Raw genomic sequence first — 23,526 nt, forward strand, 5'->3', positions numbered from 1 at the left:
GACCCGCCCTGGGCAGGGCATGCGAGGGTCCGGCTCCGCAACGGAGCCGGACCCTGCCGAGTCCGTCAGCCGCCCGTCACGCCGTGACCGGCGCCTCGGCGCCGGGCGCGGGGGTGTGGGCGGGCGCCGGGGTGGCGGCCTGGGTGGTGGCCGGGGCGGTGGCCTGGGTGGTGGCCTGGGTGGGCGCGGACGGGTCCGCGTGCTCCGGCTTCGGCCGGGCCGCCTTGGCCTTCGCCTCGTCGGCGGCCCGCTCCACCTTCTCGGGTGTCACGAATCGATAACCGACGTTGCGGACCGTCCCGATGAGCGACTCGTGCTCGGGGCCGAGCTTGGCCCGCAGCCGCCGTACGTGCACGTCCACGGTGCGGGTGCCGCCGAAGTAGTCGTAGCCCCACACCTCCTGGAGGAGCTGGGCGCGGGTGAAGACCCGGCCCGGGTGCTGGGCGAGGTACTTCAGCAGCTCGAACTCCTTGAAGGTCAGGTCCAGGACCCGGCCCTTGAGCTTGGCGCTGTAGGTCGCCTCGTCCACCGAGAGATCGCCGTTGCGGATCTCCATGGGGGAGTCGTCGCTGACGAGCTGCTGGCGGCCGGTGGCCAGCCGCAACCGGGCCTCGACCTCGGCCGGTCCGGCGGTGTCGAGCAGGACGTCGTCGATGCCCCAGTCCGCGGTGACGGCGGCGAGCCCGCCCTCCGTCACCACCAGGACGAGGGGACAGCCGGGCCCGGTGGAGCGCAGCAGCTGGCACAGGCTGCGGACCTGGGGGAGGTCACGCCGGCCGTCGATGAGGATGACGTCGGCACCCGGGGTGTCGACGAGGGCGGGGCCCTCGGCGGGAGCCACCCGCACGTTGTGCAGCAGCAGGCCGAGCGCGGGCAGCACCTCCGTCGACGGCTGGAGGGCATTGGTCAGGAGCAGCAGAGAACTCATACGTCTGGTTCCTCCTCGGTCCCTGCGAGGACGTGTGCGGTGCGTCACTGCGCGTCGCTACTGCGCATTCACTGCTCTGCGATCCCGGGGGGCCCGTACACTCCCGCGGTCACCTGGGGTTTCCCGCTTCGTATACAACGCGTCCGAAAGCACAAAAGGACTCGGGGGCGTCGCTGCCCGAGTCCTCTGCCGAGCAGAATAGCCGACATGAGCAACGGTCCGGCAGGTCATGTGGCACGAGCCACCACCGTCTGTCCGCACTCTGAGACGCCGGAGACGTCCAGTTCAGCGCGGCTGCGGACGTTTCTGCAGGCCGCGGACGGTGTGCGGATCGACGCCGTCCACGAGCGGGGTGAGGTCGTATACGACACCTTGATGCCATCCTCCGGACGAACGGTGTTCGTCGTGGCCCATGGCTTCACCGGTGACGTGGACAAGCCGCACGTGCGACGGATCGCACGCGTGTTCGCCCGCTACGGGGCTGTCGTCACCTTCTCCTTCCGCGGCCACGGGGCCTCCGGCGGGCGCTCCACGGTCGGTGACCGGGAGGTGCTCGACCTGGCGGCGGCGGTCGACTGGGCGCGGGAGCGGGGCCACGGGCGGGTCGTGACCGTGGGGTTCTCCATGGGCGGCTCGGTGGTGCTGCGGCACGCGGCGCTGTACCCGGGGCGGAGCGCGGCGGTGGTCTCGGTCAGCGCGCCGGCCCGCTGGTACTACCGGGGCACCGCGCCCATGCGGCGGCTGCACTGGCTGGTGACCCGGCCCGAGGGCCGCCTCGTCGGCCGCTACGGGCTGCGCACCCGGATCCAGCAGGGCGGCTGGGACCCGGTGCCGCTGTCCCCGGTGGAGGCGGTGCCCAGGATCGCGCCCACTCCTTTGCTGATCGTCCACGGCGACCGGGACGGCTATTTCCCGGTGGACCACCCCCGCATGCTGGCCTGCGCCGCAGGTGACCACGGTGAACTCTGGCTGGAGCCCGGGATGGGCCATGCCGAGCACGCCGCCGACGACGCCCTGCTCGCCCGGATCGGGGGCTGGGCGGTCGGCGGGGCGGGCTAGCCTGGCCCCGAAGGACTCAGGGACCGACAGAGGGACGAGATGGCAAAGGTCACGGTGCGCTACTGGGCCGCCGCGAAGGCCGCGGCCGGGACCGCCGAGGAGCCGTACGACGCGGCCGACCTCGCCGAGGCGCTCGCCGCCGTGCGCGCACGGCACTCCGGTGAGCTGGCGAACGTGCTGCGGCGCTGCTCGTTCCTGGTCGACGGCGATCCCGTCGGGACCCGCGCGCATGAGACGGTACGGCTGGCCGAGGGCGGCACGGTCGAGGTGCTCCCGCCGTTCGCAGGAGGATGACGGATGAGCGACCAGCCGTACGACGGACAGCACTACCCGCAGGACCAGCAGCCGTACCAGCAACACCCGCAGGACCAGCAGCCGTACCCGCCGCAGTACCAGCAGTACTACGACGGTCAGTACCAGCAGCAGGGCTATGACCCCCGGTGGCAGCAACAGCAGCCGCCGGCGTACGAGGAGCCGCACACCCAGCAGTGGCAGGGCCAGACCTGGGAGACGTCGATCCAGCCGCCCGTGCCGCCGCAGGCCGACGCGGCGCAGACGGCGTATCTGCCGCCCCAGGCGTACGGGATGCCCCCGCAGGCACAACAGCAACAACCCCAGCAACAGCACCAGCAATCCCAGCACCAGCACCAGCAACCCCACCAGCACCAGCCGCACCTGCCTCCCGAGGTCCCGCAGCCCCCCCAGAGCGCGCAGAACGCACCCGGCGTACCGAACGCACCCGGCGTACCCATCGCACCGGACGGCGGTGACGGTGACTCCTCCTACGGCCCCGCCACCCTCGCCGGGAACGCCCGGATCACCGACGCCCAGCGGGCCCGCCTCGAAGGGCGGTCGCCGATCATCGAGCCCGGTGGACAGCCCGCGGCGCTGACCGCGCTGCTCGGCGTGCTGCTGGCGGTCGGCGCGGCGGCGGGATCGTACGCGCTGCTGGTCCCGGCCGTGGCGCTCCAGGCGGTGACCGCCGCGGGATGGTTCCGGCTGAACGGGATGTGGCCGGCCCGGCAGGGCATCGCGCTGGCGTTCCTCGGGGCCGTGTCGGCGGACGTGGCGCTGCTGGCGGTCGGCCGGGACCACGGCGCGGCGGCGATCCTGGGCACGCTGGGCGTGTGGGTGCTGCTGACGCTGGTGCTCCAGCTCCGCTCCCACGCGGACCCGGACGAACGGATGTACGGCCTGATGGCGACGGTCGTCTCGGCCGCGCTGGCGATCGTGGCGGCGGGGTATCTCGCGGCCGACCCGGAGGCGGTGAGCGTCGGCGCGGTCGCCGTGGCGGTCGCGCTGCTGGCCCGCGCGATGCCGCTGCCGACCCCGGCCTCGGTGGTCGTGTCCCTGCTGGCGGCGGCCGGGGCGGGGGTCGCGGTCGGCGGGATGACGGACTTCGGCGCGAAGGGCGCGCTGCTGGGTGCGGCGGCGGCGGCCTGTGCCCTGATCGGCCACCGGGCGGCCGGGTACGACTACCCGTCCCGCTTCGTGCACTTCACCGCGGGCGTGGCCCTGCCGCTGGCGGCGGCGGCCCCGGCGGTGTGGGTGGTGGGCCGGGCGCTGGGCTGAGCCGGGTCCTGGGCTGAGCCGGGTCCTGGGCTGAGCCGGGCGCCGGGCTGAGCCGGGCGCCGGGTTGAGCCGGGCGCCGGGTTGAGCCGGGCGCCGGGGCTGAGCCGGGCGCCGGGGCTGAGCCGGGCGTTGGCGCTGAGCCGGGATCCACACGACCGCCCCGGCTTCGTCACAGGTGATCGACAAACCCCGGTCGGCCCTTCCGCCGGGGTTACGGTGACTGCCGTCCTTGAAGTGAGTCCGCCGAGGTGGGGAAGATGCGCGCGCTACGAATACTTCTGATCGTCGTCGTGATCCTCGGCGGGCTGTTCGTCGCCGCCGACCGGCTGGCCGTGAACTTCGCCGAGGACGAGGCCGCGAGCAAGCTGAAGAGCACCGAGAACCTCGCGCGCACCCCGGATGTGTCGATCAACGGCTTCCCCTTCCTCACCCAGCTCATGGGCGGCTCGCTGGACGAGGTCGAGGTCGGCATCGACGGCTACCAGGCGTCCGCGGGCAACGGTGAGCGGATCCGGATCGACGATCTGCGCGCCGACATGAAGGGCGTCGAGTTCTCCGGCGACTACAGCTCCGCGACCGCGGCCAGCGCGACCGGCAGCGCGATCATCGCGTACGACGAGCTGCTGAAGGCCGCCAACTCCGAGCCCACCGAGATCGCGCCGGGCGTGACCGCCCGGGTGGTGAGCCTCTCCGACGGCGGTGAGGGCCGGATCAAGGTCGGCCTGGAGATCGACGCCCCCGCCATCGGCACCCAGCAGATGTCGGTGCTGAGCAGGGTCAGCGTCGAGGGCGACAAGGTCGAGGTCCGCACCGACTCCCTGCCCCAGCTGGACGGCCTGGACCTCGCCGAGAGCGCGGTCCGGAAGATCGCCGACTTCCAGCAGGCCATAGACGACCTCCCCGGCGGTTTCGACCTGGACCAGGTGCAGGCGGCGAAGAACGGTGTCGAGATCTCGGTGAAGGGTTCCGACGTACGGCTCGCCGGGTAGACCGCCCGGAGTGCGCGCGCCGGCCACCTGCGATGTCCGAGGGGCGAGACGGCGCAGTCCGTACCGCAGATATGCACCGCCACCCCCCGCGCGGAACCCCCGGGAGGGACCGACCCACCCTTCCCCCTTCCCACAATACGGACGATCGCGTCTCATAATCCGACACGCCGGTGACATGCGCGCCCTGCCGTCCCTACGATCGACCGCATGAAGCGACAGGCGGATCTCACCAAGCGGCGGGCAGTGGACCTCTGCCGCGTTGCCGCCATGCTCTGTCGCTCGTTCTGACCGGAAGCCCTGACCCCTTCCGTCTTTCCCGCACCGCCCTGCTCAGGGCATTCGTGCGCCGTCCCGAGCGCACCGCGTACGCACCGCACCACGCACACATCCCGCCGTAACTGCCCCGGAGGAGAGAACCATGAGCCGCAGCGACGTCCTGGTCGACGCCGATTGGCTTCAGGAGCACCTCGATGACTCGTCCATCGTCATCGTGGAGGTGGACGAGGACACGTCCGCCTACGAGAAGAACCACATCAAGAACGCGGTTCGCATCGACTGGACCAAGGACCTCCAGGACCCGGTCCGCCGTGACTTCGTCGACCAGGCCGGCTTCGAGAAGCTGCTGTCGGAGAAGGGCATCGCCAACGACCACACGGTGATCCTCTACGGCGGCAACAACAACTGGTTCGCGTCCTACGCCTACTGGTACTTCAAGCTCTACGGCCACGACAGCGTCAAGCTGCTCGACGGCGGTCGCAAGAAGTGGGAGCTGGACGCCCGCGAGCTGGTCGCCGGTGACGAGGTGCCGCAGCGCGCCGCGACCGCGTACAAGGCCAAGCCCCAGGACGCCTCGATCCGCGCGTTCCGCGACGACGTCGTGGCGGCCATCGGCTCCCAGAACCTGGTCGACGTCCGCTCGCCCGACGAGTTCTCCGGCAAGCTGCTCGCCCCGGCCCACCTGCCGCAGGAGCAGTCCCAGCGCCCCGGCCACGTGCCGAGCGCCCGCAACATCCCGTGGTCGAAGAACGCCAACGACGACGGCACCTTCAAGTCGGACGACGAGCTGAAGGAGCTGTACGTCGAGGAGAGCGTCGACCTCGCCAAGGACACCATCGCGTACTGCCGCATCGGTGAGCGCTCGGCCCTGACCTGGTTCGTGCTGCACGAGCTGCTCGGTGTCGAGAACGTCAAGAACTACGACGGCTCGTGGACCGAGTACGGCTCCCTCGTCGGCGTGCCGATCGAGCTGGGCGCCAACAAGTAAGCGACCCGAGCGACCGAACCAACCCTTTTCCGACCCTCCCGACCGACCTTTCTGGAGAGACAGTATGTGTGGAGCGAAGGCCGGCGGCCCCGACGCCTCGACGATCAAGCCCGGTGAGACCACGATCCAGGGCCAGGTGACCCGCGACGGCGAGCCCGTCCAGGGTTATGTCCGGCTGCTGGACTCGACGGGTGAGTTCACCGCCGAGGTCCCCACGTCCGCGACGGGCCAGTTCCGGTTCTACGCGGCCGAGGGCACCTGGACCGTCCGTGCGCTGGTGCCGGGCGGCAGCACCGCCGACCGCACGGTCGTCGCCCAGCAGGGCGGTCTCGCGGAGGTCGCGATCGCGGTCTGACGGCCGCGCGAGGTGTGTGACGGACCGCGCGCCGCGCTGTGACGGACGGTGTGCGGTGACAAGGGCCGCGTCCCACGGGTTGGACTCCCGGGACGCGGCCCTTGTGCTCGTACGGGCCTAAGCTGGACATATGTACGCGCGCAGGCGTCACCTCTACTTCGCGATGATGGGTACGTGCATCGGCCTCTTCGTGCTGGCCTGGGGTGTCGTGCGCATCTGGTCGGTACCGGCCGCCGTGGGCCTGTGCGTGGTCGCCATGGTGATCCCGCCGCTCGCCGCGATCGTCGCCAATCGCCGGGGTCCCGAGGACCGCTGGTGGGACGACCCGTCAGGGGATCCGAAGTCCGACGAGTGGTGGGACGAGCTGGACGGCAAGAAGCGGCATCAATAGAAAGTCCCCATGTCGCCCACGAGACTCTCCACCGTCGTCCTCGACTGCTCCGACGCCCATGAACTCGCCGGTTTCTACGTCCGCCTCCTCGGCTACGTCGTCCGCGCCGAGGAGCCCGACTGGGTCCTGACCGGACCCCCCGAGGGCACCCCCGGCATCGCCCTCGCCTTCCAGGCCGAGCCGGAGTACGTGCCCCCGGCCTGGCCCTCCCGGTCGCCCGGCGAGCAGCGGATGATGCTCCACCTCGACATCCAGGTGGACGACCTGGCGGCGGAGACCGCGCGGGCGGTGGCGGAGGGCGCGCGCCCGGCCGACCACCAGCCGCAGGACGACGTCCGCGTCCTGTTCGACCTGGCCGGGCACCCGTTCTGCCTGTGGGTGGAGACCCCGGAGTAGCGCGCGGGTTCTAGTAGACGAGCGCCTGCGTGTCCTCGCCGAGGGCCTCCTGCACGAAGACCTGGGCGCCCGCGATCCGGACGCCCTCGATGACGTCCTTCTCGGTGATGTCGCGCCGGGCCGCGCACTGGGTGCACAGGGTGAGCCTGCCGTCGGCGAGGATCGCGTCGACGAGCTGGTCCAGCGGCGCCGCGTGCGCCAACTCGAACTCCGCCGCCCGCCCAGGCAACGCGAACCACGCCGATTCGCCGGTCAGCCAGACGGAGACGTCCACACCACTGGCCACGGCCACCGCCGCCACCGTGAACGCCTGCGAGCAGCGTTCGGGGGCGTCCGCCCCCGCCGTCACCTTGATCACGAGCTTCTTCGCCATGCCCGCATGGTAGCTGCGCGGGCGGTGTAGGGAGGTATGGCTGTCTTTGCTGATATATGCCGAGAATTCCCAAGTTTCCTACGCAAAGCGGCAGTTGTGGCTACTCTGCGTGGTGAAGGTGCTGCGAGCATGGCCCGGAAGGGTGGGCCGGCGGGCGGGTGGCGGACGCTGCTTCCCGTCTCGCGGCGTAAATTCAACAACTCCCCGAGGGAGGACTGGATGCCGCACAGGCGGGTGGTGTCAGGCCGGAGCCAGGAGCCGAGGCGTCGGTTCGCGGAGGAACTGAGGTTGCTGAGGGCGCAGAAGAGGGTGACCTTCAGGGAACTGGGCGAACGGCTCGGCTGGGACCGCAGCCAGTTCGCCAAGATGGAGAGCGGCGAGACGCTGGGCGGCCCGGAGGTCGTGGAGGCGCTGGAGCAGTTCTACGACACGACACCGGGACTGTTGCTCGCCCTCTGGGAACTGGCGGTGTCGGACCCAACGCAGTTCCGGGAGCGGTATCGGCGGTACATGACGCTGGAGGCGGGCGCCTTGAGTATGTGGCAGTACTCGGCGGGCGTTCTTCCTGGCCTGCTGCAAACTCGCGACTATGCAGGGGAACTGCTCGCACAGGGTGGTCTCTCAGCAGAAGAGCTGAGGACGCAGGTCGAGGCGCGAATCGGACGGCAAGGGCTGCTCACGCGGGAGTCTCCCCTCCAACTCCGCGTCATTGTGTCTGAGACGGCGTTGAGCACGCCTCTTCAGAAGTCGGAGAGCTGGCGTGAACAGTTGGAGCACCTCAACACAGTGGGGCTCTACTCCAACGTCACCATGCAGGTGCTGCCGCAGTCCGCTGGACTCCACGCCCTCACCAACACCGACACCATCTTTCTTCGGGTCGTAGATGGTCAGACCGTGGCCTGGGTCGAGACGGGATACTCGGGCGAACTAGTCCAGGAACCAACAGCTGTCGACCGACTTCAGCTCCGGTACGATCGAGTGCGCGATCTAGCCCTATCCCCAGAAAAATCGCGGCAGTTCATCGAGCGGATGCTGGAGGAAGCGCCATGCGAGCCATCGACCTGAGCGCCATCACCTGGCGTAAGAGCAGCTACAGCAACCAGGACGGCGGCGCGTGCGTGGAGGTCTCCGACGACCTCCTTCGCGTCACCGACTGGCGTAAGAGCAGCTACAGCAACCAGGACGGCGGCGAATGCGTGGAGGTCTCCGACGACCTCCTCCGCACCGCCGACTGGCGTAAGAGCAGCTACAGCAACCAGGACGGCGGCCAGTGTGTAGAGGTCGCCGCCCTCCCCTCCGTCGTCCCCGTGCGGGACAGCAAGGACACCGCTCGCGGAGCCCTGCTCTTCGACGCGTCCGCCTGGGCCATCTTCGTGGATTCGGTGAAAGTCATGTCTGAATCGTGATCGACTTCTCCGCACCCCCCGTGTGACCCGTGAGTCACCTGTGAAGCGCGTGAACGGAATCCGCGCCTCATGGAAGACTCTGAAAGACGGGTGGGACACCGGTCGCTTCGGCGTTCCACCCTGCTGATATCCGTCGCCGCCGCTGTCCCAGCCGGTGATGTCAGATGCCGCCACCGTCTCCGGCATCGAGCGCACCGCCTACGCCGAGCCCGAGCCCTGCGGTGCCGAGCAGGTCCGGCCGGCGTACGTGTCCGCCGGGAACGTCTACGCGGTGATCGTGCAGTCCCGTGCGGGCGGCGTGCCCGCCGTCCCCTTCCGGCAGACGGTGGTGCTCCAGAGCCAGCTGCTGGGGTGACCTCGTAAGGAAGGCCGGGCCCCGCCCGCGTAAGCTGGGGCCCGGCCCTGTTGCGTAGTCGTACTACGTCGTACTCCGCTCACCGAGGAGCACCCCGTGATCATCTTCTTCGAAGCCCTGCTGGTCCTGGTCTGCGTCGGCGTTCTCGCCTTCACCGGCCTGGCCGTGAAGAAGCTGTACCAGGGCCAGCGCTGACCCCCCTCCTGAGGACCTGCCACTCATGATCGAGATCCCGTCCGACCTCCACAAGGACCTCGTCCCGCTCGCCTTCCTGCTCGGCAACTGGGCGGGCGCGGGTGTGCACGACTTCCCCGGCTCCGAGAAGTGCAACTTCGGCCAGGAGGTCACCTTCACCCACGACGGCAGGGACTTCCTGGAGTACCAGTCGCACACCTGGGTGCTGGACGACGACGGCAACAAGGTGCGCCCGCTGGAGACCGAGCACGGCTTCTGGCGGATCGAGGACACCCGCAAGATCGAGGTGACGATGACCCGCGACGACGGTGTCATCGAGATCTGGTACGGCGAGCTGGCCCACCAGAAGCCGCAGATCGACCTGGTCACGGACGCGGTGGCGCGGACGCCGGGCTCCCGCCCCTACACCGGCGGCAAGCGGCTGTACGGGTATGTGAAGAGCGACCTGATGTGGGTCGGCGAGAAGCAGACCCCGGAGGTCGAGCTGCGCCCCTACATGTCGGCGCACCTGAAGAAGGTCGTCACGCCGGAAGAGGTCGAGCGCTGGGCCAAGGCCCTGCCGGACGACATGCCTGACGACGGGATCGCGTTTTTCAAGTAGTCATACACTTGCCGGTGTGGTGAGCACCGACTGGAAGAGCGATCTGCGGCAGCGCGGCTACCGGCTGACCCCGCAGCGGCAACTCGTGCTCGAAGCCGTGGACACCCTGGAGCACGCGACCCCGGACGACATCCTGTGCGAGGTGCGCAGGACGGCGTCGGGGATCAACATCTCCACCGTCTACCGGACCCTTGAGCTGCTGGAGGAGCTGGGGCTGGTCAGCCATGCCCATCTGGGGCACGGCTCGCCGACGTACCACCTCGCCGACCGGCACCACCATCTGCACCTGGTGTGCCGGGACTGCACGAATGTGATCGAGGCGGAGGTCGAGGTGGCCGCCGACTTCACGGCGAAGCTGCGCGATCAGTTCGGGTTCGACACCGACCTGAAGCACTTCGCGATCTTCGGCCGCTGCCAGGACTGCACGCTCAAAGATTCAACTACCAAGTCTTCAACCACCAAGACTTCAAGTACCGAGTCGTAGGCTAGGCATATGAAGAGCCCCTTGCTGAGCCTTCCCGGTGCCGTGCCCGCCGAGGGTGTGGACGAAGGCGTGGCCGCCCACTACGGCGACCTCTTCCGTGAGCAGCGCGCCCTGGCCGACGGCGCGGGATTCGTGGACCTCTCCCATCGCGGGATCGTCGCCGTGTCCGGCGCGGACCGGCTGAGCTGGCTGCATCTGCTGCTGACCCAGCATGTCGCCGACCTGCCCGCCGGAGAGGCGACCGAGGCGCTGGTCCTGTCCGCCAACGGCCATATCGAACACGCCCTGTATCTGGTCGATGACGGTACGACCGTCTGGGCCCATGTCGAGCCCGGCACCGAGGGCGCGTTGATCGCGTACCTGGAGTCCATGCGGTTCTTCTACCGGGTCGAGGTCGAGGACCGCACGGACGACTTCGCGGTGATCCACCTCCCGGCCGGCTCCATCGCCGAGGCCCCGGAAGGCGTGGCCGTCCGCGAGACCCCGTACGGCCGTGACCTCTTCCTCCCGCGCGCGGAGCTGGAGGCGTACGCCGAGCGGTACGGCCCGGCGGCCGGGCTGCTCGCCTACGAGGCGCTGCGCGTCGAGCAGCACCGCCCCCGGCTCGGTTTCGAGACCGACCACCGCACCATCCCGCACGAGCTGGGCCTGATCGGCAGCGCCGTGCACTTGCAGAAGGGCTGCTATCGGGGGCAGGAGACCGTGGCCCGGGTCCAGAACCTCGGCAAGCCGCCCCGGCGGCTGGTCTTCCTCCACCTCGACGGCAGCGAGGTGCATCTCCCGGCGGCAGGCACCGAACTGCGGCTCGCGGCGGACGGGGACGACGGCCGGAAGATCGGCTTCATCACCACCGCCGTACGCCACCACGAGCTGGGGCCGGTGGCACTGGCCCTGGTGAAGCGGAACGTGCCGGTGGACGCCCCGCTGCTGGCGGGGGACACGGCGGCGGCCCAGGAGATCGTGGTCGAGCCCTAGGGTCATCCGGGCGCCCCGGGCAAGGGGTCCGCCCGGCTCTCACATCTCCAGCAGGACCGTGAACGGGCCGTCATTGGTCAGCGACACCCGCATCTTCGCGCCGAAGCGGCCCGTCGCCACCGTCGCGCCGAGTGCGCGCAACTGGGACACCACCTCGTCCACCAGGGGCTCGGCGACCTCGCCCGGGGCCGCCGCGTTCCAGGTGGGGCGGCGGCCCTTGCGGGCGTCGCCGTAGAGGGTGAACTGGCTGACGACCAGGAGCGGGGCGTTCACCTCGCTGCACGACCGCTCGTCCTCCAGCATCCGGATCGACCAGAGCTTGCGGGCCAGCCGCGCCGCCTTCTGCGGGGTGTCGTCATGCGTGACACCGACCAGCACACACAGGCCCTCCCCGCTGATCCCGCCGACCGTCTCGCCGTCCACGACGACACTCGCGCCGTCCACCCGCTGCACCACCGCTCGCATACGACCATCATGCCGGTACCTTCACGGGGCTCTCACCAACCCCCCATCCGGGGTCGATCGGGGCACTCGGTCACATAGCGGTCCCCGGGGGTGGCACGATGCTGCCACACGCCGGTCGAGGGGACGGTTGAGGCACATGAGCACACCGAGTACAGGGCAGCCGCCCGGGCCAGTCTCACTGACCCGCGCGGCACCGCCACCCGCACAGCGCACCGACAGCCCGGCCCTGCGCCCGGCCCCGGCCGAGCCCGAGCCGGCCCGGCTGAAACCGCCCGGGCCCGAGCTGACCGCGCTGAGCCTGCCCGAGCTGCGCACGCTGCGGCGGGACGCCCAGCGGGACGAGGCGGATCTGAGTTACGTACGACGGCTGCTCCAGGGCCGGATCGACATCCTGCGCGCCGAACTGGCCCGGCGCGGTGCCGCCTCCGTGGTGGCCGAGCCGGGGGGAGAGGCGTCGATGGTGGCGCGGCTCTCCGAGATCCTCGCCGACGCGCCCGCCCGCCAGCGCTCCTCCGCCCGCCATGTCACGCTGGGCATCCCGCGCGGCGAGGAGTACCGGCGGCTGGCCGCGGAGATGCTCGCCGAGGTCGAGCTGTCCGCGCTGGACGCCCGGACGGATCCGGAGCTGACCCAGGCGATGGTCCGCCTGGTCCGCTACGAGCAGCAGGTCTCCCGGCGCCGCCAGCGGTTGCAGCGGACCGCGGACGGATGTAGCGCGGAGATCGGCCGCCGCTACCGGGACGGGGAGGCACAGGTCGACGACCTGCTGATGTAAGGGGTGTGGGGCGGGAGCAGGGCTTTCGGAAAAGGAAGGGGACACCTGCGCGCCCGCCCTTTACCGTGGCGTCATGAGCAGCTTCAGCGACGACATCGCCATACGCCCGATCACCTCCGCCGACTCCGCCGAATGGTCCCGTGCCCTGGCCGCCGGATTCCTGCGCGGCCCCGAGGTCTCCGAGGCGGAGATCGCCCACCGGGCCTCGTACATCGACCAGGACCGCGCCTTCGGGGCGTACGACGCGGGGCGGTGCGTGGCCACCTTCCGCTCCTTCGACCAGCAGGTCACGGCGGTCGGCGGCCGGTCCGTCCCCGCCGACGCCATCTCCAACGTCACCGTCACGGCCACCCACCGCCGCCGCGGTCTGCTCAGCCGGATGATGCGGCAGGACCTGACGGACGCGAAGGAGCGCGGCGACGTGGTGGCGACCCTGATCGCCGCCGAGTACCCGATCTACGGCCGCTTCGGCTTCGGCCCCGCCACCTGGCGCTCGGAGTGGAAGCTCGACCTGACCCGCTCCGGACTGGACAAGCGGCAGTCGCCGCTGGACGGGATCGGCGGCCGGATCGACCTGGTCGAAGGCGAGGACGTCCGCAAGCTCGGCCCCGAACTGCACGAGCGGCTGCGCCGGCAGCGGCACGGGGTGATCGACCGCAACGAGCGCTGGTGGCGGGTGGCCACGGGCGCGGTCCGGCCCGAAGCCGACTGGAAGATGCCCTACTACGCCGTGTACCGCTCGCCGGACGGCGAGGTGGAGGGGTACGCCTCCTACGATTTCGACGGCACCTGGGGCGACAATCTGCAGCCGCGGAACACGGTCTCGGTGCGCGATCTGATCGCGGTGACCCCGGACGCCGAGCGCGCGCTGTGGCGGCACCTCTTCTCCATCGACTGGGTCACCCAGGTGAAGAGCGGCGGCCGGGCCCCCGACGACCTGTTCCCCGACCTCGTCCCCGACGCCCGCGCGGCCCAGCTGGTCAGTCACTCCGACTGGCTGTGGGTGCGGATCCTGGACGTCGTACGGGCCTTCGAAGCGCGGACGTACGACACCGAGGGCGCGCTGGTCCTGGAGGTGGCCGACCGGGCCGGGCTCGCGGGCGGGCGGTTCCGGCTGGAGGCGTCGGCGGACGGGGCGTCGTGCGCGCCGACCACCGAGCGCGCCGACCTCGCCCTGGACATCGCCGACCTGGCCCCGCTGTGGACGGGCGAGACCTCGGCGGTCCGGCTGGCGGCGCTCGGCCGGGTCCGGGAAGAACGACAGGGCGCCGCCCGGTCGGCCGACGCCCTGCTGCGCACGTCCGGGCGGGCCTGGTGCCCGGACATCTTCTGAGGGATCCCTCCTGCCGGTGACGGTGGACCACGCATCCGTGGCGTGTTGTTCAGTTGTCCAGCTGTTCAGTTGTCTGTTGTCCAGCTGTCTGTTGTCCAGCTGTCTGTTGTCCAGCTGTCTGTTGTCCAGCTGTCTGCTGTTCAGTTGTGGCTGTGCGTCCGTAGCAGCTATGCGGTTGTCGATGTTCAGTTGTCGATGTTCAGTTGTCGATGTTCAGTTGTGGATGTTCAGTTGTGGCTGTGCGATTCGGTTGTGGCTGTGCGGTCCGCCGGACCTCCGGCTCCCCTCCGGAAGGAAGCCCGGTCGGTGTACTGGGCGGTGACCCCCCTGTGGCCAACGCCCAGAAAGCCTGACCAGCTTATGGTCGGTTGTAGAAGTTGGCGACCAACTTCACAGTACTTATCTCCACTTGGATGAGTCTTATAACCACCTGCCCATGAACTGCCCGGAGATGGCGGGAAGTTGTACCGTTTTGGTTGTGACCCGTCGGACGCACCGCCAGGTGGCCGAGGAACTGCGGGCCCGGATCAGCTCCGGGGAGCTGCGGCCGGGGCAGCGCATGCCCACCCAGGCCCGGCTCGCGCAGGAGTTCGGGGTGGAGCGGGGCGCGGTGCGCGAGGCACTGCGCGCGCTCCAGGCGGAAGGGCTGCTGACCAATGTGTCCAAGGGGGCTCCGGCGACCGTCGCCCCCGACCGCCACGGAAGACCGGCGGTCCCGTCCACCGAGCCGCAGCCGACGACGGTGTCCCTCGCGCCGAGGATCGCGGACGCGTTCGCCGCACCCCATGTGGCCATCGACGCACTGTGCCTGACCTCGATCTCCCTGACCCTCGCCATCGGTGAGCCGCTGCGCCGGATCCACGCCGGTGAGCTGAAACCGGCCAAGGTCGACGTACGGGTGCTGCTGCCGTCGCGGGACATCACGCTGGCCTTTCCGCGGCCGGTGCGGGGCCGGGGCGCCGCCGACCCGGTCCATCCGCGCTGGCTGGCCCAGCGCAACGCCCAGGGCCAGGTGCTCCGGCACAATCTGCTCACCCTGCGCTCCACGCACGGCATCGACGTCCGGGTCTCGTTCCGGGCCCTGCCCTTCACCCCGCCCGTCAAGCTGTACCTCCTCAACGGGACCGAGGCGCTGTTCGCCTTCTACACCCTGCGGCGGCACGCGGAGGAGATCGACGACGAGCGGTTGGAGCTGTACGACACCGAGGGCACCCGCTCGATGCTGTTCCCCTTCGAGCAGGGCGCCGGGCTGCGGGACACCACCTTCGTGGAACAGTCGTACCTGTGGTTCGACGCCCTGTGGGGGACGATCAGCTCGGAGCTGGTCCTGGCGAACTGATCACCTCGTCCAACTCCCTCAAGTTGGTTGCCAACTCTGGCTATGATGTCCTCGCTTGGCGAATGGTCATCAACAACTTCTCGGCAACCCCCATGAGATGGAATGAAGTTGTAGCGTTTGGTCGTGACCCGGGAGAACGTGGCAGTGAACGACGGCGGAAGACCCACAGCCGAGTCCATCGCCCACGCCCTGCGCGAGCGCATCCAGCGCGGTGAGCTGAGGGCGGGCGACCGCCTGCCCACCCAGGCCGAACTCGCCGACCAGTTCGGCGTCGAACGCGGCACCGTGCGCCAGGCGCTGCGCTCGCTCCAGCAGGACGGCCTGCTCAGCAACGTCAGCAAGGGCAGCCCGCCCCGGGTCGCCCGCCCCGCGCTCCCCGGCGACGAACCCCAGTCGGCCATGGTCGGCCTCGCCCCCCGCCTCACCGAAGCCTTCCGCGCGCCGCACGTCCACATCGACGCCGCCTGTCTCACCTCCGGCACCCTGATGCTGGCCCTGGGCGAGCCGCTGCGCCGGATCCACGACGGCACCCTGCGCCCCGAGTCCATCGACGTACGGGTCCTGCTGCCCTCCCGGGACATCGCCCTCGCCTTCCCCGTCCCGGTCCAGGGCGACGACGACGACGTGCACCGCCGCTGGCTGGACCGGCGCAACGCCCAGGGCCAGGTGCTGCGGCACAATCTGCGCGCCCTGCGCGCCTCCCACGGCATCGACGTCACCGTCCGCTTCCGCGCCCTGCCCTTCACCCCGCCCGTCAAGCTGTACCTCCTCAACGGCACCGAGGCGCTGATCGCGTACTACACCATCACCCGCCGCGAGGAACCCACCGCGTCCGGCACCCGGGACCTGTACGACACCGTCGGCACCGAGTCCCTCCTCTTCTCCTTCGACTCCGCGGCCCCCTCCGCCGAACGGACGGGCCACCGCGACGCCACGTTCGTCCACGAGTCCCAGAAGTGGTTCGACGCCCTGTGGGGGACCATCACGACGGACCTGACCCTCGGCTGACCGAATGCCCCACGGCCCCCCGCATCACTCGAAGCGTGGCCGCGAACCAGGAGAGCGTGGCAGTGAACGGCAGGAAGAAGCAGTGAACGGCAACAAGAAGTCGTCCGGCGAGATCGCGGACACGCTGCGGGAGCGGATCCGCGCCGGCGAGCTGAAGGCGGGCGAGCGGCTGCCCACCCAGGCCGTCCTCGCCGAGACCTACGGGGTGGAGCGCGGCACCGTGCGCGAGGCGCTGCGCGCCCTCCAGGCCGACGGGCTGCTCACCCATGTGAGCAAGGGCAGCCCGCCCCGGGTGGCCGGGTCCCGCCCCGACCCCGGGCGCTCCCGGGCCGCACGGGTGGTGCTCAGCTCCTATCTGGCCGAGGCGTTCCGGGAACCCGACGTACGCATCGACGCCGTCTGCTTCACCGCCGAGACCCTGCTGTGGGCGATCGGCGAGGTGTGCCGGCTGGTCGCCCAGGGCGATGTGCGCCCGGACACCGTGGAGGTGCGCTGCCTGCTGCCCGGACCCGGGGTCGCGCTGCCCTACCCGGTCCCCGTCCCGGCCGACGACGAACCGGCGCTGCGGCAGCGGATCGACCAGCGGATCAAGCGGCAGATAACGAACCAGATGGAGGTCATGGCCTCCCTGGCCCAGATGATGGCCGGCTACGGCATCGACGCGAAGGTCGTCTTCAGGGCCCTGCCGTTCGTGCCGTCGGTGAAGCAGTACGTGCTCAACGGCACGCTGGTCCTCCAGGGCAACTACCGGGTCGGTCTGCGCCCCTACGAGGTCGCGCCGGGCGCCGGAGAGATCCAGGTCATGGACGTCAGCGGGTTCGCCTCCTCGCTGTTCGAATTCCGCCGGGACCGGGGCGGACAGGACGAGGCGCTCGTCGACGACACCAGGAAATGCTTCGAGGCCCTCTGGGAATTGTGCCCGCCGAGGTCGACACTCGGCTCGTGACTCCTGAGACGGGACGGACCGACCTGGTGGCGCGAGACGCCGAGGAACTTGCCCGACTGGTCGCGGGCACGAGGAATGTCCTCTTCGACTTCGACGGACCCATCTGCCGTCTGTTCGCCGGCCACCCGGCCGTGCGCATAGCCAGGGAACAGGTGCTGTGGCTGGAGGAGCAGGGCCTCGCCGGGCTGCTCACCGAGGCGGAGCGGGCCAGCCCCGACCCGCACGGGGTGCTGATGGCCTTCGCCGCCCGCCACCCCGGCAGCGACCTGGTCCTCGACCTGGAGGAGCGGCTCACCCGCGCCGAACTGGAAGCCGCCCCCGACGCCTGGCCGACGGCCTACGCGGACGCCCTTGTCCGGACCTGGGTGGCGGTCGGCGCCCGCCTCGCCATCGTCACCAACAACTCCGCGCGCTCCGTGGAGAAATACCTCCGCGGCAGGGACCTGTACGCCTGCTTCGCCCCCCACATCTACGGCCGTACCGCCGATCTGCGGCTGCTGAAACCCAACCCCGACCTGCTGCTGAAGGCCCTGCGCGCGATGGGGGCGGCCCCCCGGACCTCCCTGATGATCGGCGACAGCCAGACCGACTACACCGCCGCGCGCACCGCCGGTGTCCCCTTCCTCGGGTACGCGGGCAACGACGCGGTGCTCCGGCGGCTGCTGGCGGACGGGGTGCCGGAGCGCCGCATCCTGCGCTCGCTGGAACCCCTCCTGCACGCCGTACGGACCGGCTGAGAAGACCGAAGAACCCTCAGCTCACGGCCCCTCCACGCCCCTGTGCGGTGTCCGGTGTCCGCATGGCGGGCGGACCGGAGGGAGCCGGCACGGTGTTCAGTACGCTCTGCGCCCATGCGGCACCCCCTGTCCCATCAGTCCCATCAGCCCCATCAGTGCTATCAGTCGCGGCTGTCCCCTCAGGCCGGACTGTCCCGTCTGTCACCCCGGGCACACGAAGCACAGGAAGCGCTGGTGCGCTTCTTCGCCGAGCGCCGCCGCGAGCGGGCCGTCGGGGACGTGGTGGCCGGCCACCACAACAGCAACCGGGTCCTCCCGCTGGGCCAGCCCCTCGCCTATCTGCTGGGGCTGGACTCCGGGCGGGCGCGGGCCAAGTTCCGGGTGCCGTGCGAGACGGTCGAGGTCGTGCCCCGGATCTGGCGGGAGTCCGAGGTGCTGCACGCGGTGCGCCCCTGGCTGGACGACGTACCGCGCTGTCTGCGGGACTTCGGGGCCTGGTCACTGCACGCCTACGTCACGGGCTGGGCCCTGTCCGAGGAGCCCGGCGGGCATCCGCTGGACGAGGCGCGGATCGCGGAACTGGCCGGCTTCTTCGCCCGGCTGGCCGCCGTACCGGCCGAGGCCCTGCCGCCGCGCCCCGAGGGCTGGCCCGGCAGCGGCGACAGCGCGGGCTTCCTGCGCTTCCTGGCCGACTTCACGGAACACCGGGTCCACCGCCCCCACCGGCCGCGCTTCGGCACCCTCTTCGACGCCCTGGGCATCCCGCCCACCGTCGTCGGCGACTTCCTCGGCACCCGCCCGCCCCTCACCGCCCGCCCCTTCGTCCTGCTGCACACCGACGTCCACCGGGCCAATGTGATCGTGACCCCGGGCCCGGCCGGTGAACGGCTCACGGTGCTCGACTGGGAACTCGCCCTGTACGGCGACCCGTTGCACGACCTCGCCACCCATGTGGTCCGGATGGGCTACGACGAGCGCGAGCGCAAGCTCGCCGTCGACCTGTGGACCGAGGCGATGCACCGGGCCGGACACCGGGACCTGACGGCCGGTCTGGACCGCGACCTCGGCACCTACCGGGGCTTCGAGCACGTCCAGTCGGTCTTCCCCGACGTGCTGCGCGCCGCCCTCGCCCTGCCCGACGACGCGGAGCCCCGGCACTACACCGCCGCGGCCACCCGGGTCTGCCGCACCCTGCGCCGCGCCTGGGAGGACCTGGCGTACGACGCCTCCCCCGCCGACGAGCCCACGGCCCGGCAGGCCCTGCGCGACTGGCACACAGCCGACCTGGAGAACCGGGCCCCCACCCCGCCGCGGAACGGCCCGACGGGCACCGGCCACGAAGGCCCCGCACCCGCCGGGCGCCGCGGTCCGGCGAGACACGGGCGCGGCGGGGACGGCCACGGCTGGTGCCCCGACGCCGACCGCCTCAGAGGCGTCACCCTCGCGTCCACCCCCACCCCGCGCCCGCACCCACCCCTGCCGGGAACCACCGGCCCGGCCCGGCCGCCCGAAGCCCTGGAACGCCCGGTCCACTGACCACCCACCGACGCACCGACCGCCGTACACGCCGCCACGCCGCTGACCACCCGACCCGCACCGGGTGGGGCCTGCGTAGGCTCCTCGTATGAGTGACGGCGGGGACGGTCTGCGGGAGCGGAAGAAGCGGCGGATGTACTCCGTGCTGTCGGAGACGGCGATCGGGCTGTTCCTGGAGAAGGGGTTCGACGCGGTGTCCGTCGCGGAGGTGGCCGCCGCCGCGGAGGTCTCCAAGCCGACGCTGTTCCGGTACTTCCCGGCCAAGGAGGACCTGGTCCTGCACCGGATCGCCGACCACGAGGGCGAGGCCGCGCGGGTCGTCGCCGAGGGGCCGGACCCCGTCGAGGCGCTGCGGCGCCACTTCCTGGCCGGGCTGGAGCGGGGCGACCCGGTCACCGGGCTGTGCGACCACCCCGACGTGCTCGCCTTCCGCACCCTGCTCTACGGCACCCCCTCCCTGGTCGCGCGGGCGTACGGGCAGGTCGAACGGGACGAGGCCGCGCTGGCCGGGGCGCTCGGCGGGGATCTGGACGCCCGGCTCGCCGCCGCGCAGATCATCGCCGTACGGCGGGTCCTCGCCGAGGAGAACTGGCGGCGGATCGCCGCAGGGGAGACGGAGCGGCAGGTCCGGCCGGACGCGGTGGCCGCGGCCGAGCGGGCGTTCGCCCGGCTGGCGGAAGGGCTGCCGGGCCTCACCGCGAGACCCCGAAGTGAGTCACGGTAAAAAATTTAACTCGGTTACGTTATTCCGGTACGCTCGGGGGAATGACGGCACCCGACCCCGCCCCCGGCCCCCTCGGCGCACCTGACCCTCTTCCTGCCTCCCCCGACTCCCTTGAGGGCGCTCTACGCCAGGAACGCGCCCACCACGACCGGTGCCGTGCCACCCTCGCCGCGATGGCCGACGGGGCCGACGAACAGGTGACGATCGGTGCGGACGCGTCCGCCTCCGGCGCCGACGCCGAAGTCCTCGGGTATCAACTCCGCAGCCGGGCCCAGGCGTTGCGCGAACTGCCCGAGGGGCCGCTGTTCTTCGGACGGCTCGACTTCCGGCCCCCGGAGAAGCCCGCGGACCCCGACGGGCACCCCGCGCTGCACGTCGGGCGGCTGCGGATCGGCGAGCACCCCGCGGCCCCGCCCCTCGTCGTGGACTGGCGGGCCCCCGTCGCCCGCGCCTTCTACCAGGCCGGGCCCGCCGACCCGCACGGGGTCGCCGTACGCCGCCGGTTCGGATGGGCGCCGGGCAGCCGGGGCGACTCGGCCGACCTGACCTCGCTGGAGGACGAGCACCTGGACCCCGGCTACCCCCGGGCCGGACCGGCGGGGCCCAGCGCGATCGTCGCCCGCGAGATCGAACGCCCGCGCGTCGGCCCCATGCGGGACATCGCCGCCACCATCCAGCCCGACCAGGACGCTCTCGTACGAGGTGATCTCGCGCGGTCGGTGTGCGTGCAGGGCGCCCCCGGCACCGGCAAGACGGCCGTCGGACTGCATCGCGCCGCCTACCTCCTCTACACCCACCCGCAGCGCCTCCGACGCGGCGGACTGCTGATCCTCGGCCCCCACCGGACCTTCCTCGACTACATCGCCGCCGTCCTGCCCGCCCTCGGCGAGAGCGGCGTACGCCAGTCCACCCTGCGGGAGGAACTCGCCGAGGCCCTCGGCCACCCCGCCGGCGGCGGGGAGGCCGAGGCCCTCGGCCACCCCGCCGGCGGCGGGGACGACGAGGATCCGCGCGCCGCCGCCCTCAAGCACGACGAGCGGATGGCCGAGGTGCTGCGCCGGGCGCTGTACGCGCGCGTGGACCCCGCGGCCGTCGAGTCGCTGACCGTGCCCGACGGGGCGTACCGCTGGCGGATCACCGGGGCGGAGGTGGCGGAGACCGTGGCCGGGGTGCGCGCGGAGGAGCCGCCGTACGAAACCGGGCGGGAACGGGTGCGGACCCGGCTGGTGGAACGGCTGCGGCGGTCCGCCGAGCGACGGTCCGGGCCCCGCCCGGCGCCCTGGGCGCGCAAGGTCGGGCGGGCGCTCACCCCGCACCTGGACGCCGTGTGGCCGACAGTGCGGCCCGAGGAGGTGGTCGCCGGGCTGCTCGGCGATCCGGAGGCTCTCGCCCGTGCGGCCGACGGGGTGTTCGACGGGGCCGAGCGGCGGGCGCTGCACCGGTCGCGGCTGTCCCGGTCGTGGCGGTCGGTGCGCTGGTCGGACGCGGAACTGGTGATGCTGGACGAGGTCGCCGGGCTGATCGCCCACCCGGACGGGTACGCCCATGTCGTCGTGGACGAGGCCCAGGACCTGTCCCCGATGGAGTGCCGGGCCATCGCCCGGCGGGCGCGGTTCGGCTCGCTGACCGTGCTCGGCGATCTGGCCCAGGGCACCACCGCGTGGGCCGCCCGCTCCTGGACCGGGAGCCTGCGCCACCTGGGCGTGCCGGACGCCGACGTCGTACCGCTGACCACGGGATTCCGGGTGCCGGCCGGCGTCGTGGGACTGGCGAACCGGCTGCTCGCCCGGCTGGATGTGGACGTACCGGCGGGCCGGTCGCTGCGCACCGACGGTGAGGTGCGGATCCGGGCGGCGGGCGGCGATCTGCCGGGGGCGGTGGTGGCCGCCGTACGGGAGGCGACGGCCGGGGAGGGCTCGATCGGGGTGGTGGCGGCGGACGGTGACACCGGGTGGGTGCGGGCGGCGCTGGAGGCCGCCGGGGTGCCGGTCGCGGCGGCGCCCCTGGGCGGGGGAGCGGGGGAGCGGGTCACCGTCGTCGCCGCGAGTGCGGTGAAGGGGCTGGAGTACGACCATGTCGTGGCCGTCGAGCCCGCGGCGATCGCGGAGGCGGAGGAACGGGGGCTGCACCGGCTGTACGTGGTGCTGACCCGGGCGGTGTCACGGCTGGACGTGGTGCACGGGAGGCCGCTGCCGTTCTGACGGTCGGGCCGCTGCCGTTCTGACGGTCGGGCCGCTGTCGGGCTGGCGGTGGAGGCCACGGACGTGCTGACGGCCGCGGCCTCCACCGGGCCCTCGCTCAGCCGAGCAGGGGCATCAACTGCTCCTCCTCGTAGGCCAGATGGGCCTCCAGCTCGGCGGTCAGCCGCTCCACCTCCGCCCGGACCACGGCGATCGGCTCCCCGCCGTCGATCACCCGCCGCACCTCCGCGACCAGGACCGCGACCCGCTCGTGCTCCTCGGCCAGCCGGGCCAGCATCGGGGCCGCCTCGGGGTGGCGGCCGGCGAGGTGGGGGAAGATGCCCATGTCCTCGCCGGTGTGGTGGTTGTGCAGGCCGTGGCAGAAGGTGAGGCAGTTGATCCGGAGCTGGGCGCCCAGCGGACCGCGGTCGCCCCGACCCGCCAACTCCTTGCGCAACAGGGCGAGTTCATGGCGGAAGGCGTCATGGATGAGCTTGAGTCCTTCGGCCATCGAACCGGCGTTGACGTTCGGCGGCCCGTCGACCGGGACCTCCTGGAGGACGACGAGCGGGATCGGCCGGTCCGTCCTGCGCTGGTACTCGGCCCACCCCTCGTCCGACTCCACGGCCCGCGCCCACGCCCGCGCACGCTCCTCGCCGGTCAGCACGGTGGCGTCGGCCTCGTAGGTGAAGACACCGCTCTCGACGGTCACCCGCGGGTGGGCGACCAGATTGTGGTACCAGGCGGGGTTCCTGGGCGATCCGCCCGCGGAGGCGATGACCAGGATCCGGCCGTCACCGTCGGGGAGATAGCCGAGGGGGGTGGTGTGCCGGGCGCCCGAGCGGGCCCCCGTGGTGGTCAGCAGGATCAGCCGACCGCCCTCGAAAGGGCCGCCGACCCGGCCGTGATGGGCGCGGAACTCCTCGATGACCTGCTGATTGAAGGTGTGGGGTATGCCATGGGTCATGCTGGGGTGGGTCTCCTTCTCGTTCGCTTGAATGATGAGCTGTGCGAAGAGAAGAAGCGGCGGACTCCTGGCCCGCGCCGGCCTCACTCAGAGGCCGGGCACCCAACTCGCTCACGGCACGAGGCCGACCCGGCAGTCATACGCGTGACGTTAGCGGTGGGGCGAGGGGTAGG

28 protein-coding genes are annotated in these 23,526 nt (G+C 71.4%); 24 read left to right on the plus strand and 4 right to left on the minus strand.

Features of this window, described 5'->3' with window-relative positions; translation table 11 throughout:
- Nucleotides 1-76 precede the first annotated feature (76 nt).
- Complete coding sequence (locus ACIQNG_RS35920) at nucleotides 77-928, minus strand: winged-helix domain-containing protein (RefSeq protein ID WP_401491037.1); 852 nt, start codon at nucleotides 926-928, stop codon at nucleotides 77-79.
- A gap of 207 nt (nucleotides 929-1,135) precedes the next feature.
- Between ACIQNG_RS35920 and ACIQNG_RS35925 the strand changes: the two genes are divergently transcribed.
- The 9 genes from ACIQNG_RS35925 to ACIQNG_RS35965 all read left to right on the plus strand — a co-directional run bounded on the left by ACIQNG_RS35925 (nucleotide 1,136) and on the right by ACIQNG_RS35965 (nucleotide 6,954).
- Nucleotides 1,136-1,987: an alpha/beta hydrolase gene (locus ACIQNG_RS35925; RefSeq protein WP_401427935.1), complete on the plus strand. Its 852-nt coding sequence runs from the start codon at nucleotides 1,136-1,138 to the stop codon at nucleotides 1,985-1,987.
- A gap of 39 nt (nucleotides 1,988-2,026) precedes the next feature.
- Entirely contained in the window at nucleotides 2,027-2,281 is a 255-nt protein-coding gene (locus tag ACIQNG_RS35930; protein ID WP_401427937.1) for a MoaD/ThiS family protein, read from the plus strand.
- A 3-nt stretch (nucleotides 2,282-2,284) separates the two neighbouring features.
- The gene (locus ACIQNG_RS35935) at nucleotides 2,285-3,559 is read left to right on the plus strand and encodes a hypothetical protein (RefSeq protein ID WP_401491039.1); all 1,275 of its coding nucleotides are present in this window, start codon (nucleotides 2,285-2,287) and stop codon (nucleotides 3,557-3,559) included.
- A 257-nt stretch (nucleotides 3,560-3,816) separates the two neighbouring features.
- Entirely contained in the window at nucleotides 3,817-4,548 is a 732-nt protein-coding gene (locus ACIQNG_RS35940; protein WP_401427942.1) for a DUF2993 domain-containing protein, read from the plus strand.
- A gap of 207 nt (nucleotides 4,549-4,755) precedes the next feature.
- Nucleotides 4,756-4,836: a putative leader peptide gene (locus ACIQNG_RS35945; protein ID WP_351515640.1), complete on the plus strand. Its 81-nt coding sequence runs from the start codon at nucleotides 4,756-4,758 to the stop codon at nucleotides 4,834-4,836.
- A 130-nt stretch (nucleotides 4,837-4,966) separates the two neighbouring features.
- The gene (locus ACIQNG_RS35950; protein ID WP_401427944.1) at nucleotides 4,967-5,812 is read left to right on the plus strand and encodes a sulfurtransferase; all 846 of its coding nucleotides are present in this window, start codon (nucleotides 4,967-4,969) and stop codon (nucleotides 5,810-5,812) included.
- Nucleotides 5,813-5,876: 64 nt separating this feature from the next.
- Nucleotides 5,877-6,167 carry a DUF1416 domain-containing protein gene (locus ACIQNG_RS35955; protein WP_401427945.1) on the plus strand — a complete coding sequence of 97 codons (291 nt, stop codon included), beginning with the start codon at nucleotides 5,877-5,879 and terminating at the stop codon, nucleotides 6,165-6,167.
- A gap of 130 nt (nucleotides 6,168-6,297) precedes the next feature.
- Nucleotides 6,298-6,558: a DUF3099 domain-containing protein gene (locus ACIQNG_RS35960; RefSeq protein WP_401427947.1), complete on the plus strand. Its 261-nt coding sequence runs from the start codon at nucleotides 6,298-6,300 to the stop codon at nucleotides 6,556-6,558.
- A 9-nt stretch (nucleotides 6,559-6,567) separates the two neighbouring features.
- Nucleotides 6,568-6,954 (plus strand): VOC family protein, encoded by a 387-nt coding sequence (locus ACIQNG_RS35965; protein ID WP_401491042.1) that lies wholly within the window; start codon nucleotides 6,568-6,570, stop codon nucleotides 6,952-6,954.
- Nucleotides 6,955-6,964: 10 nt separating this feature from the next.
- Here ACIQNG_RS35965 and ACIQNG_RS35970 read toward each other — a convergent pair whose 3' ends face one another.
- Nucleotides 6,965-7,327: a DsrE family protein gene (locus tag ACIQNG_RS35970; protein ID WP_401427952.1), complete on the minus strand. Its 363-nt coding sequence runs from the start codon at nucleotides 7,325-7,327 to the stop codon at nucleotides 6,965-6,967.
- A 219-nt stretch (nucleotides 7,328-7,546) separates the two neighbouring features.
- Between ACIQNG_RS35970 and ACIQNG_RS35975 the strand changes: the two genes are divergently transcribed.
- From ACIQNG_RS35975 to ACIQNG_RS36000, 6 genes are all read left to right on the plus strand, one after another.
- The gene (locus ACIQNG_RS35975; RefSeq protein WP_401491118.1) at nucleotides 7,547-8,392 is read left to right on the plus strand and encodes a helix-turn-helix domain-containing protein; all 846 of its coding nucleotides are present in this window, start codon (nucleotides 7,547-7,549) and stop codon (nucleotides 8,390-8,392) included.
- Nucleotides 8,374-8,733, plus strand: coding sequence for a DUF397 domain-containing protein (locus ACIQNG_RS35980; protein WP_401491044.1), 360 nt, complete (start codon nucleotides 8,374-8,376; stop codon nucleotides 8,731-8,733). Before ACIQNG_RS35975 ends, ACIQNG_RS35980 begins: the two co-directional genes overlap by 19 nt.
- A 157-nt stretch (nucleotides 8,734-8,890) precedes the next feature.
- A complete protein-coding gene (locus ACIQNG_RS35985; RefSeq protein WP_401491046.1) occupies nucleotides 8,891-9,088 on the plus strand; it encodes a hypothetical protein in 198 nt (65 codons plus the stop codon).
- A 220-nt stretch (nucleotides 9,089-9,308) separates the two neighbouring features.
- Nucleotides 9,309-9,884, plus strand: a complete 576-nt coding sequence (locus tag ACIQNG_RS35990) for an FABP family protein (RefSeq protein WP_401427957.1) — start codon at nucleotides 9,309-9,311, stop codon at nucleotides 9,882-9,884.
- A gap of 16 nt (nucleotides 9,885-9,900) precedes the next feature.
- Nucleotides 9,901-10,368 carry a Fur family transcriptional regulator gene (locus ACIQNG_RS35995; RefSeq protein WP_401491049.1) on the plus strand — a complete coding sequence of 156 codons (468 nt, stop codon included), beginning with the start codon at nucleotides 9,901-9,903 and terminating at the stop codon, nucleotides 10,366-10,368.
- Nucleotides 10,369-10,377: 9 nt separating this feature from the next.
- Nucleotides 10,378-11,343 (plus strand): YgfZ/GcvT domain-containing protein, encoded by a 966-nt coding sequence (locus tag ACIQNG_RS36000; RefSeq protein WP_401491051.1) that lies wholly within the window; start codon nucleotides 10,378-10,380, stop codon nucleotides 11,341-11,343.
- A 39-nt stretch (nucleotides 11,344-11,382) separates the two neighbouring features.
- On the opposite strand, the gene dtd is transcribed toward ACIQNG_RS36000, so the two are convergent.
- The gene (gene dtd / locus ACIQNG_RS36005; RefSeq protein ID WP_401427964.1) at nucleotides 11,383-11,808 is read right to left on the minus strand and encodes a D-aminoacyl-tRNA deacylase; all 426 of its coding nucleotides are present in this window, start codon (nucleotides 11,806-11,808) and stop codon (nucleotides 11,383-11,385) included.
- A 136-nt stretch (nucleotides 11,809-11,944) separates the two neighbouring features.
- Between dtd and ACIQNG_RS36010 the strand changes: the two genes are divergently transcribed.
- From ACIQNG_RS36010 to ACIQNG_RS36050, 9 genes are all read left to right on the plus strand, one after another.
- Nucleotides 11,945-12,583, plus strand: a complete 639-nt coding sequence (locus ACIQNG_RS36010) for an aerial mycelium formation protein (protein WP_401491053.1) — start codon at nucleotides 11,945-11,947, stop codon at nucleotides 12,581-12,583.
- A 73-nt stretch (nucleotides 12,584-12,656) separates the two neighbouring features.
- Complete coding sequence (locus ACIQNG_RS36015; protein ID WP_401491055.1) at nucleotides 12,657-13,916, plus strand: GNAT family N-acetyltransferase; 1,260 nt, start codon at nucleotides 12,657-12,659, stop codon at nucleotides 13,914-13,916.
- Nucleotides 13,917-14,418: 502 nt separating this feature from the next.
- Nucleotides 14,419-15,255 (plus strand): winged helix-turn-helix domain-containing protein, encoded by an 837-nt coding sequence (locus tag ACIQNG_RS36020; protein WP_401428680.1) that lies wholly within the window; start codon nucleotides 14,419-14,421, stop codon nucleotides 15,253-15,255.
- 117 nt (nucleotides 15,256-15,372) lie between these two features.
- Nucleotides 15,373-16,263: a GntR family transcriptional regulator gene (locus ACIQNG_RS36025; protein ID WP_401427970.1), complete on the plus strand. Its 891-nt coding sequence runs from the start codon at nucleotides 15,373-15,375 to the stop codon at nucleotides 16,261-16,263.
- 82 nt (nucleotides 16,264-16,345) lie between these two features.
- A complete protein-coding gene (locus tag ACIQNG_RS36030; RefSeq protein WP_401491057.1) occupies nucleotides 16,346-17,209 on the plus strand; it encodes a FadR/GntR family transcriptional regulator in 864 nt (287 codons plus the stop codon).
- The gene (locus tag ACIQNG_RS36035; protein ID WP_401491059.1) at nucleotides 17,206-17,946 is read left to right on the plus strand and encodes an HAD family hydrolase; all 741 of its coding nucleotides are present in this window, start codon (nucleotides 17,206-17,208) and stop codon (nucleotides 17,944-17,946) included. Before ACIQNG_RS36030 ends, ACIQNG_RS36035 begins: the two co-directional genes overlap by 4 nt.
- A 234-nt stretch (nucleotides 17,947-18,180) precedes the next feature.
- Entirely contained in the window at nucleotides 18,181-19,482 is a 1,302-nt protein-coding gene (locus ACIQNG_RS36040) for a phosphotransferase family protein (RefSeq protein ID WP_401491061.1), read from the plus strand.
- 88 nt (nucleotides 19,483-19,570) lie between these two features.
- Entirely contained in the window at nucleotides 19,571-20,206 is a 636-nt protein-coding gene (locus tag ACIQNG_RS36045; RefSeq protein ID WP_401491063.1) for a TetR/AcrR family transcriptional regulator, read from the plus strand.
- A gap of 41 nt (nucleotides 20,207-20,247) precedes the next feature.
- Nucleotides 20,248-22,407 (plus strand): HelD family protein, encoded by a 2,160-nt coding sequence (locus tag ACIQNG_RS36050; RefSeq protein ID WP_401491065.1) that lies wholly within the window; start codon nucleotides 20,248-20,250, stop codon nucleotides 22,405-22,407.
- Between the two features lie 97 nt (nucleotides 22,408-22,504).
- On the opposite strand, the gene ACIQNG_RS36055 is transcribed toward ACIQNG_RS36050, so the two are convergent.
- The gene (locus tag ACIQNG_RS36055; RefSeq protein ID WP_401428682.1) at nucleotides 22,505-23,341 is read right to left on the minus strand and encodes a nitroreductase/quinone reductase family protein; all 837 of its coding nucleotides are present in this window, start codon (nucleotides 23,339-23,341) and stop codon (nucleotides 22,505-22,507) included.
- Nucleotides 23,342-23,526 lie beyond the last annotated feature (185 nt).

Source organism: Streptomyces sp. NPDC091377 (assembly GCF_044757045.1).
GTDB lineage: Bacteria > Actinomycetota > Actinomycetes > Streptomycetales > Streptomycetaceae > Streptomyces.